Genomic DNA, 9,323 nt, shown 5'->3' with positions numbered 1-9,323 from the left:
CTGTTCGAGCGCGCCTTCGCGCAACACCATGCCGGCGTGCTCGAGTACCGGCCGAATGCCGAGCTGAAGGAAGTGCTGGCCGACGGCACGGCGCGCTTCGAGTTCGAGGACGTCAAGGCCGATGTGCTGAACCTGATCCCGCCGCAGCGTGCCGGCGATCTGGCGCGCGACTTTGCCAACGTGAATCGCCGCTGGGTCGGCATCGACTGGCTGACGATGCAGGCGCAGGCCGCGCAGGGCGTGCATGTCGTCGGCGACGCGATTTTCTCGGCGCCGGGCATGCCCAAGTCGGGCCATCTCGCCAACCAGCAGGCCAAGCTCGCGGCGGCGGCCGTGCTGCAGTTGCTCCAGGGTGAGGCGGTGAACCCGGCGCCGGTGGTGATGAACACCTGCTACAGCTTTGTCACGCCGACCGAGGCCATGCATGTGGCTTCCGTCCATCAGTACGACGCGGCAGAAAAGACGATGAAGGCGGTGCCCGGTGCCGGGGGCGTGTCGCCGGCCGCGACGTCGGCCGAGGCTGGGATCGCGCTGGCCTGGGCCGAGAACATCTGGGCCGACACGCTGGCGCTTGGCTAGGAGTCTGCGCGGCAGAGGCGTGGCCCGCGTTGAGGCAGGCAGGGGCGCAGGCAAGGCGCGAGGAGGCCGCGGGCYCSCGCCCGCAACGACGAGCAACGCCGCATGCGCCCYTGCCWGSCTCAACCCGRAGGGCCGGGGYGATTTGCGGGGYSMTGCGGCGTTGCCGGCTCGTTRTGGGTCSCGACCCACGCCTCGCCGGCGCCTTGCATCGCCCCGCAACTCGCCCCGGCGCGGGCCACGCCTCTACCGCGCAGACTCCTAGGGGAAAAGCCCGCCGAGGTTGCCCAGCGTGGGTGCTTCAGCGCCAGGGCCGCGTGCGCCGGCCAGCGCCGCCCAGGCGGCACGCACGGCAGGGCCGTCGTCACGACCCGCGGCCTGGCGCGCCTCCAGCCAGTGGCTGACGAGGTCGAGCGGGTGCCTGTCGGGCAGGCTGGCGGGCCGGGCCTGGCGCGCCTGGGCGAGCAGGGCAGGCGCCTCGGGCGAGCCTTGCAGCACGGCGGTCAGTGCCGCATCCAGGCGCGAGCCCCAGGCATGGACGCGCCCGACGCCGCGCACCTGGCTCAGCAGCTCGGCGCTGCGGGCCAGCTCGCCCCGGGCGCGGGCCAGCCGGCCCTCGACCTTGGCCAGCCGGCTGCCGGGCAGGGCGAGGGCGGGGGACAGTGGCTTGTCGCGCACGTGTTGCACGGCCTCGGCGGCCAGGGCCGGGTTGCCGGYGGCCAGGGCGGCGTCCGCCGCCAGCAGCAGGCAGCGGCCGCGCGGCCCGCCGTCCAGCGCGGCGGCCTCGGTCACCAGGGCGCGCATGGCATTCAGGTCGGGCTGGCCCAGACGCGCCTGCGCGAGCAGCAGTTCGGCGCGGTAGATCAGCAGCGAGTCCGGGGCCAGGCCGTCGGCACGGGCGCCGTCCAGCAGCGCCTGGCGGGTGCGCACCTCCTGGGCATGGCGGCCCTGCAGCTGCAGCGCCTCGGCCCAGCCGGTAGCGGCTTGCAGCGCGAGGTCGTTGCCAGGGCCGAGCTTGCTGCGGATGTCGGCAAGCAGTGGCGCGGCGCGTGTGTCGATGCCGTCGAACAGCGCGTTCAGCGTCAGCATTGAAATCTCGCTGTGGCGCAGCACCAGCACGGGCAACGTCAACCGCGGGTCGGTGCTGGTCCACATCGGCTGCGTCGCCCGCACGAGGTCCRGCGCCTCGGCCAGGCGGCCCTGGCGCTGGCGCAGCACGCCGAGGTTCTGCAGGTAGTCGGCGCGTTCGTAGTCGTCGCCGGGGTGGAGCCTGTCGGTCAGCACGCGCACGCGTTCCAGCGCGCGTTCGGCGTCGTCCAGGCGGCGGACGTGCATGTAGTCGGCGGCCAGGATGAACTGCTGCTGGCGCACCGCCTCGCTGTCGGGGCCGAAACGGCGTGCCAGCGGCGCCGCGATCGGCTCCAGCAGCGCGATGGCCTCGTCGTCGTTGCCCATGATCTGGTGCACCTGGCCCAGGCTCAGCCGGGCCTGCAGCACCGCCGCTTCGTCCTCGCCATGCTGCTGGCGTGCCAGCGCCAGCCATTGCTCGCCCAAGGGCAGGGCATGGTCGAAGCGGTTCAGGGCCATGTAGGTGCGCGACAGCACCTCCAGCAGCCGTTGCCGCGTCGCGGGGTCGTCGGCGAACTCGTCCAGGCGGTCGCGGCTGTCGTCCAGCAGTTCCAGCACCGACGGCATGCGGCCCTGGCGAGGCAGGCTGCCACCGGCGAGCAGCTCGGTGATGAAGCGCGCGACGCTGTCGTTGCGCTGGCGTGCCAACTCGGCCTCGCGCCATTGCCAGCGGCTGGCGGCGATGCCGGCCGTCAAGCTGGCCAGCAGCAGCACCGACAGGCCGGCCAGCAGCGTGTGGCGGCGCAGCAGCAGGGCGGTGCGGTGCCGCAGGCTGAGGCGGCGCCTGGCCATCACGGGGCGCTGGGTCTGCCAGCGCCGCAGGTCCTCGATGAAGGCATGCACGCCGACATAGCGCTCGGCCGGGTTCTTGTGCAGGGCCTTGGCGGCGATGGCCTCGAGGTCGCCGCGGGCGCGCTGCGCGTCGCGCGGGCGTCCGGGGCCGTCCTCGTCCTCGGGCGTGCCCAGCAACGCGGCGAAGCGATGCGGGGGCTGGTGCAGCACTGCGTGTTCCAGCGCCGCGCGGCTGTCGCCACGCGCACCGAAGGGCAGCCGGCCCGTCAGCAGCTCGAAAAGCATGACGCCCAGGGCGAAGACATCCACCGCCGTGCCGGCGTCGCCGCTCTCGATGAGCTCGGGGGCTGCGTAGGCCGGTGTCAGGCCGGCACGGGCCTCGTCCACGGCCTGGCCGGGAGAGGCCGCCAGGCCGAAGTCCAGCAGCTTGGGCAGGCCTGCGGCCGTGATCATCACATTGGCGGGCTTGAGGTCGCGATGCACGACCAGGCGCGCATGGACGTATTCCACCGCCTCGGCCACGCGCAGCAGCAGCGTGACGCGGTCCGCCACGGTGGGGAGCTGGGCGCGCGCATGCTCGGCCAGCGGCAGGCCGTCGACGAGCTCCAGCACCAGGTAGGCGTGGGGCGCCTGCACGCCGGCGTCCAGCAGGGCGGCGACGCCGGTGTGCGTGAGGCGGCCCAGCGCTGCACGCTCGCGCAGGAAGCGCCGCGCGACGGCAGGCGTTGCGCTGTCGCCGTGCAGCAGCTTGATGGCGGCGCTGGCCTGGTAGAGGCCGTCGGCGCGCTCGGCCTCCCAGACCTCGCCGAGGCCGCCGCGGCCGATGCGCCGCCACAGCACCCAGGCACCCAGCCGCAGGCCGGTCAACGTCGCGGCGTCGCCCGCTTCAGCCTGCACCACGCCCGGCGCGGGCTTACCAACTGCCGGTGTTGGCCATCGACGCCCAGGGCTCGGCCGGCGCCAGCGACGGGCCGGCCTGCAGCAGCTCGATGGAGATGCCGTCGGGCGAGCGCACAAAGGCCATGCGGCCATCGCGCGGCGGGCGGTTGATCGTCACGCCGTGGTCCATCAGCTTCTGGCAGGCGGCGTAGATGTTGTCTACGGCGTAGGCCAGGTGGCCGAAGTTGCGGCCGCCGGTGTAGGTCTCTGCCTTTCCGTCGGCGTCCGGCCAGTTGTAGGTCAGCTCGACCTGGGCGTCTTCGTCGCCTGGCGCGGCGAGGTAGATGAGCGTGAAGCGGCCGGCGCTGCTTTCGGAGCGCTTGACTTCGTGCAGGCCGAGGGCGTCGCGGTAGAAACGCAGCGACGCGTCGACGTTCTCGACGCGCACCATGGTGTGGAGGTATTTCATGGTCGTGATTGTCGACGCCTCTGCTATTTCTTTCGCTGTTGCACGGACTTGATCCACCGCGTCGTCGGCGTCTCCTTGGGAGGCCGGGTGGCGCGAAACACAAGCCACACAAGAAGCACGTAAACAGGCAGGAAGGGGATCAGCAGCCAGTGCCCAGCCAGAAGCCATTGCGCGCCGCTTTGAGGCTTGAACACGATGCCGATGCCGCTGACGAACAGCAACCAGGGCAGGACAAGGATAAGCAGGCGCTTTACAGAACGCATTCCATTCGGATCAAGGTTGTCGCGAAGGATTGTCGATTGCAACGATTGGATTGGAAGCCAGTCAGGCGGTGAAAATGCTTTCCGCGTGCGCCTTCATGGCCTGCAGCCCTGCCTCGATCATGGTGGCGATGGCCGGTGCCAGTGCGTGGGGCAGCAGGTCGGCGATCCAGACGACGCGGCAGCGTGAGCTGCCTTCCTCAAAGATCTGCGTCGAGGCGTTGTGGTGGGTCAGCCGCCCGCCGACGGCCGACCAGGCGATGCGGCGGCGGTCGTCGTCGATGTCGACGATGAGTTCGCGCACCGTCATGCCATTGGCGAAGCGGAGCTCGCGGGCCTGTTCATCACTCGTATTGCCGTCCATCCTGCACTCGGTGACGAAGGCGGGCGCGAGGCGGGTGTGCAGCGCGCCGGGATCGCGCATCGCATCCCAGAGGGTGGCGGCGGGGACATCGACGAGGATTTCGCGGTGGATGGAGGCCATGGCCGTCTCCAGAAATGATGGCTCATGGTGGCCGCTTGGCCAGCCCTGCGCTGGCCGGAACCGGACATCTCCAACCGTCCCCACGCGTCAGTAGTCCAGCCACTCCATCGGCGCGACGAGGGCGTCGCCGCGGATGCGCTCCAGCGTGCCGGTCAGGATGTCGATGTTGTTGTCGAAGCTGCCATGACTGGCATCGATCTGGTCACCGGCCTTGGTCGTGCGGATCTTGGGCGTCGTCACGCGGTTCAGTAGGTTGCCGCCGGGCCACAGCTTGAGCCAGGCGGCAACGTCGGCATTCGGCGGGCCGGCCCACTGGTCGTCCAGCCACGCCGCGTCCGGCGGCACCAGGGCGCGCTCCATGCCCAGCAGCGGCTGTTTGCGGATGTCGTCCAGCGCGCGCGACACGAGGTAGAGCAGGGACTTGCCGTAGATGTCGCGCTCGGCGTTGGGCAGACCGTCGGCGCGCTCGTTGGCATCGGTCAGCACGTGCAGGCGCAGGCGGTCCAGCGACAGCACGCCAGCCTGGCCGGCCGCACCGTAGTGCTGCACGGCGAAGCCGCTGGAGCAGGCGGCGGCGTAAAGCTCGCAGCTGGCGGCCTGCACGACGTTGGCACCACCCAGGCGGCCGAGCAGATGGCCGATCAGGATGGAGCCGGCCGAATGGCCGATGAGGTGGACTTCCAGCGTCTTGCCGCTCTTGGCCAGCGCGTCGCGCAGCTCGCGCAGCATGCGGGCGGCCAGGTCCAGCACATGGTCGGCTGTCGCGCCACCCTCGGCGTTCTCGCGCATCTCGCTCCAGATGCCGCGCGCGAACTGGCGGCCGACGGCCTCGATGGCGCGGTCCTTGGCCTCGGCGGCGACCTCACGCAGGCGGTCCAGCATGCCGGTACTGACATCGGCCGAGTCGACGATGCGGTGCTTGAGATCCTCGAGCATGTCCGTCAACGTCTCGCCCGGGCCAGTCTTCCACGTGAAGAACAGCGGGTAGATGCCGTTGGCCAGGAAGTAGGGCGCCATCACGCGGATGCGCTGGACGGAGCCGATCTCCGAGTTCAGCCCGCCGTGGGCGTAGATGGCGAGCTTGACGGTTTTGCCCTTGCTGGCCTTGAACCAGGCCGCGGGGCGCTCGACGACGATCTCGCGCGCCAGGCCTTCGCGGTCGTCGCGGGCACGGGTGAAGTCGGTCGCCATCAGTTGGCCGTCGTTGCCCGAGACCAGGGTGTGGGTGTAGGCCTCGTCGGTGCGCAATGGCTGGTAGGGCTTGTGGGCGAAGACGTGGTTGATGGGCCAGGGGTCATCGCGCGGGTTGTCATCGACACGCAGCGTCGCGCCAACGTCCGACAGGCCGCGGCCGGCCATGGCGCGAAACCCGCCGGCCACGCGCGCGGCCTTGGCGCCTCTTGCCGTCTTGGCTGCCACGGCTTGGCGGCTCTTGATGTCCGACAGGTCCTGGGGCACGCCCAGGGCAACGGCCCAGGCATCGGTGCCGTTGGTGATCCAGTCCTCGTAGCTGAGGACGGCGAAGCCGCTGGCGCCCCAGCCGGTGCCCCAGCTGTTCTGCACGACGAAGCCGCGCTCGTTGTAGCCCACCAGCGCAAAGGCGTGCCCACCGGTCTTGCGGGCCATGCGCTCAATGCGCGGCAGCTTGTCGTGGCTGGCCGGCATGGGCGATTCGTCAAGCGTCCAACCGTCGTGCACGTCGCCCGAGACATAGATGGCGCCGATCTCGTAGATGGCTGCCTGCATGTCGACGACGCTCTTCTTGTCGACGCGGTAGTAGACGCCGAGCGCTCGCGTCGTCGCGTCATCGTCCCAGCCCGCCGCGGGGCGCTCGAAGATGCCGTTGCCCTTCTTGTTCAGCGGATAGGGCCACAGCTTGAAGGAGCAGACGCCGTGCTTGTGCCAGCCCTTGAGGGCGCCGCGGCAGGACGAGCCCTCGTAGTCCTGGCCGGGCCATTCGTCGTAGAGCTTGGCCAGCTCGTAGAACATGCGCGGGCTGACGGTTTCGGGCTGCGTGCGGCTGCGCGGCGCGTCGAGGTGGCGCAGCCAGTAGAGGTAGTTGGTCACGCAGGCCAGGCCGAAGCCGGTGCAGGCGCCTTCATTGCCCTGGTTGAGGATGCGGCCAGCTTTCACGTAGGCGGGCAGCAGTCGTTTCAGGTCGCTGTCCATCGGCCAGCGCGGCGGCAGGGAGCGCAGCGGCGAGCGGTAGACGAGATCGCGCAGGTCCAGGCGATCGGGGCGTGCGTCCAGCTTGGGTGCGGAAACGGCGTTGGCGGCGGCTTTCTTGGCGGTGGCGGGCTTGCGGGTCTTGGTGGCCATGGTGGTCTCCTCGGGAGGACGGCGGATGATGGCCGCAGCCTTTCGCACGGACAAGTCCGCATGCGAGACTGGGGGCCTGCTCACCCTCAGGGGAACGGATGCGTTGCCACTCAAAAACCCGCGAGCAAGGCGCGAAGTCGAAGCTGGGGTCGTCCCCAGCGAGGCTGCGCAACGCCGCGCGCGGGCTTTTGAGTGACAACCCTTCGGGAGAGGGGCTGCGCGGGCGCATGGCGTTGTTGGGCGCCTTGCCCGGGCGGCAAGCCCGGGCTTCAGCGCCACGCCTAGCCCTGCACCCGCGCAGCCCCTCTCGCATCGCTCCCCTGAGGGCGAGCAGGCCCCCCCATGTTTAAGGTCTGTATCGTCGGCCTGGGGGCCATCGGCGGCTGGATGGCCGCGCATCTGCAACGCGTCGAAGGTGTGGCCGTCAGCGCCCTGGCCCGCGGCGACACGCTGGCGGCCGTGCGTGAGCACGGCCTGCGGCTGGACAGCGGCGAGGACAGCTGGCGTGCGCCGCTGCGCGTGACCGGCGACGCCGCCGAGCTCGGCCTGCAGGACCTGGTCATCCTCGCCGTCAAGGGCCCGGCCATCGCCGGCGTCGCGGCCCAGGTCGCCCAGCTTTGCGGGCCGGACACGCGCGTGCTCACGGCGCTGAACGGCCTGCCATGGTGGTTCACGGCCGGCTTGCCCGTGCAGGGGCTGACGCTGAAATGCGTGGACCCCGATGGCCGCATCGCCGCGCTGATCCCGCCCCAGCGCGTCATCGGCTGCGTCGTTCATGCCAGCTGCGCGCTGCGCGGCCCGGGCTGGGTCCACCACGTGATGGGCAACGGCCTGCTGATCGGCGAGGCCACGGGCGGCACGAGCCTGGCCGTCGATGCGCTGATCGCGCTGCTCGGCGACGCCGGCTTCGAGGCCAAGGCGGCCGAGAGCATCCAGCGTGACGCCTGGTACAAGCTCTGGGGCAATATGACGACCAACCCGGTCTCGGCGCTGACCCGCGCCACGACGGACCGCATCCTGGACGACGACCTCGTGCGCGAGTTCACGACGGCCATCATGGCGGAGGCCGCCGAGGTCGGTGAAGGCATGGGCTGCCCGATCGCCCAGACGCCGCAGGACCGGCACACCATCACGCGCTCGCTCGGGGCCTTCAAGACCTCGATGCTGCAGGACATCGAGGCGGGGCGGCCTATCGAGACCGACGCATTGCTGGCGGCGCCGCGGGAGCTGGCGCAGCAGCTCGGCGTGGCGACGCCGATGCTGGATGCGTTGCTGGGGTTGACGAGGTTGATGGACGCATGCCGCGGCCAGTCGGCCGCCTGAGGTTCAGTAGGGCAGCTTGCCTGCGTGGCGCTTCCAGTGGCGCGCCACTTCACCCTTGCGCGTGGCCTCGGCGAAGGCGGCATCCAGGCGTGGCAGCAGCTCCGCCGCCGCGCTCCCCCGTGCGGCGACCACATGGAAGGCCGGTGGTGAGACGTCCGACAGCGGCGCATGGGCCAGCCCCGGCGTGGCCAGGTGGTCGACCTTGCCGAGCTCCCATTGCTCGATGACTTCGAGTTCTTCGACGAAGTAGTCGCAGCGGCCGAGCAGCAGTTTCTCGATCAGCTGCTGGTAGTTGCGCGCCCCCTGGTCCAGGTCACCCGGGCCCAGGCCGTAGTGGGCATAAGTTGAACCGTTCTTGCCACAGCCGCGCCAGCGCTTCAGCCCGGCGCGGTCGGAAATCTGCAAGGGCTGCGCCTTGCGGAAGAAGACCTGGGGCGTGAACGTCTTGTAGGGTTTGGAAAAAGCCAGCAGCTTGCCGCGCTCGTCGTCGTAATAGGCCGCGAGCGCGAAATCGATCTCGCCGGACGCGACGGCCCGCAGGCAGCGCTTGAACGGCAGGTCGCCGATCAACTTGAGCTCGACACCGAGCTTGGCAAACAGCGGCGGCCAGAGATCGACGAGGAAGCCGTTCAGCTGCTGCGGCAGGCCCGGCGTGCGGTACAGCCAGGGCGGCCCGATGCCGGGTTCGCCACAGGCGGTGAGGGGCTTGGCCTGGGTGTCTGTGGCGTTGGCGACGGTTGCCGTCAGGGCCAGAAGGCAGGCCCAAAAGCGCATCCAAGAGCGGCGGGTCATCTACCTTCGAGTCTATGCGTACCGCTGCGCGCGCAGGACCTCGCCGAGGACTTAGGTTCATGGGCGTGCGCCGCCTACCCCAACGGTGCGATGCCCAGCCAGGCCGCGTGCGCCCAGAAGGCGAAGAAGGCCCACAGCGCGACGCCGACGGCGATGGTGGCCGCCGTGCCGGCCACCGTGCCAGCGGCCGGCACCGGCCCTGGCCGACGCCGCGCGGCGCGAAAGACCAGAATGGCCCAGACGAGGAAGCTGCCGAACAGCATCACGTCGGCCAGCGTGTTGTTGGCGATCAGGTGGGCAA

9 protein-coding genes are annotated in these 9,323 nt (G+C 70.4%); 2 read left to right on the top strand and 7 right to left on the bottom strand.

Features of this window, described 5'->3' with window-relative positions:
- On the top strand, positions 1-579 hold a 579-nt coding region (locus AC1DU6_RS12050), incomplete at its 5' end, for an FCSD flavin-binding domain-containing protein (protein WP_477857426.1).
- A gap of 258 nt (positions 580-837) precedes the next feature.
- Here the strand turns inward: AC1DU6_RS12050 and AC1DU6_RS12045 are convergent.
- From AC1DU6_RS12045 to AC1DU6_RS12025, 5 genes are all read right to left on the bottom strand, one after another.
- Positions 838-3,393: a serine/threonine-protein kinase gene (locus AC1DU6_RS12045; protein WP_477857424.1), complete on the bottom strand. Its 2,556-nt coding sequence runs from the start codon at positions 3,391-3,393 to the stop codon at positions 838-840.
- A 16-nt stretch (positions 3,394-3,409) separates the two neighbouring features.
- The gene (locus AC1DU6_RS12040) at positions 3,410-3,844 is read right to left on the bottom strand and encodes a VOC family protein (RefSeq protein ID WP_457324485.1); all 435 of its coding nucleotides are present in this window, start codon (positions 3,842-3,844) and stop codon (positions 3,410-3,412) included.
- A gap of 23 nt (positions 3,845-3,867) precedes the next feature.
- Complete coding sequence (locus tag AC1DU6_RS12035) at positions 3,868-4,149, bottom strand: hypothetical protein (RefSeq protein WP_457324486.1); 282 nt, start codon at positions 4,147-4,149, stop codon at positions 3,868-3,870.
- 19 nt (positions 4,150-4,168) lie between these two features.
- Positions 4,169-4,588, bottom strand: a complete 420-nt coding sequence (locus AC1DU6_RS12030; RefSeq protein ID WP_457324487.1) for an SRPBCC family protein — start codon at positions 4,586-4,588, stop codon at positions 4,169-4,171.
- 87 nt (positions 4,589-4,675) lie between these two features.
- Positions 4,676-6,907: a C1 family peptidase gene (locus tag AC1DU6_RS12025; RefSeq protein WP_477857421.1), complete on the bottom strand. Its 2,232-nt coding sequence runs from the start codon at positions 6,905-6,907 to the stop codon at positions 4,676-4,678.
- A 342-nt stretch (positions 6,908-7,249) separates the two neighbouring features.
- On the opposite strand from AC1DU6_RS12025, the gene AC1DU6_RS12020 reads away from it, so the two are divergent.
- On the top strand, positions 7,250-8,230 hold the full coding sequence (locus AC1DU6_RS12020; protein WP_056194404.1) for a 2-dehydropantoate 2-reductase: 981 nt from the start codon (positions 7,250-7,252) through the stop codon (positions 8,228-8,230).
- A 3-nt stretch (positions 8,231-8,233) separates the two neighbouring features.
- Here the strand turns inward: AC1DU6_RS12020 and AC1DU6_RS12015 are convergent, their stop codons facing one another.
- Positions 8,234-9,022, bottom strand: coding sequence for a substrate-binding periplasmic protein (locus AC1DU6_RS12015; protein WP_457325643.1), 789 nt, complete (start codon positions 9,020-9,022; stop codon positions 8,234-8,236).
- Positions 9,023-9,096: 74 nt separating this feature from the next.
- The coding region (locus AC1DU6_RS12010; protein ID WP_477857419.1) for an NnrU family protein at positions 9,097-9,323 on the bottom strand (227 nt) is incomplete at its 5' end.

It is taken from the genome of Roseateles sp. P5_B10 (assembly GCF_056400485.1).
Note: the sequence above shows the minus strand (reverse complement) of the source record. Positions and strands in the feature narration are given on the sequence as shown.

Coding starts and splice junctions, on each gene's coding strand:
- AC1DU6_RS12025 (WP_477857421.1), bottom strand. CDS start 6,907: ATGGCCACCAAGACCCGCAAGCCCGCCACCGCCAAGAAAGCCGCCGCC.
- AC1DU6_RS12030 (WP_457324487.1), bottom strand. CDS start 4,588: ATGGCCTCCATCCACCGCGAAATCCTCGTCGATGTCCCCGCCGCCACC.
- AC1DU6_RS12040 (WP_457324485.1), bottom strand. CDS start 3,844: ATGAAATACCTCCACACCATGGTGCGCGTCGAGAACGTCGACGCGTCG.
- AC1DU6_RS12020 (WP_056194404.1), top strand. CDS start 7,250: ATGTTTAAGGTCTGTATCGTCGGCCTGGGGGCCATCGGCGGCTGGATG.
- AC1DU6_RS12015 (WP_457325643.1), bottom strand. CDS start 9,022: ATGACCCGCCGCTCTTGGATGCGCTTTTGGGCCTGCCTTCTGGCCCTG.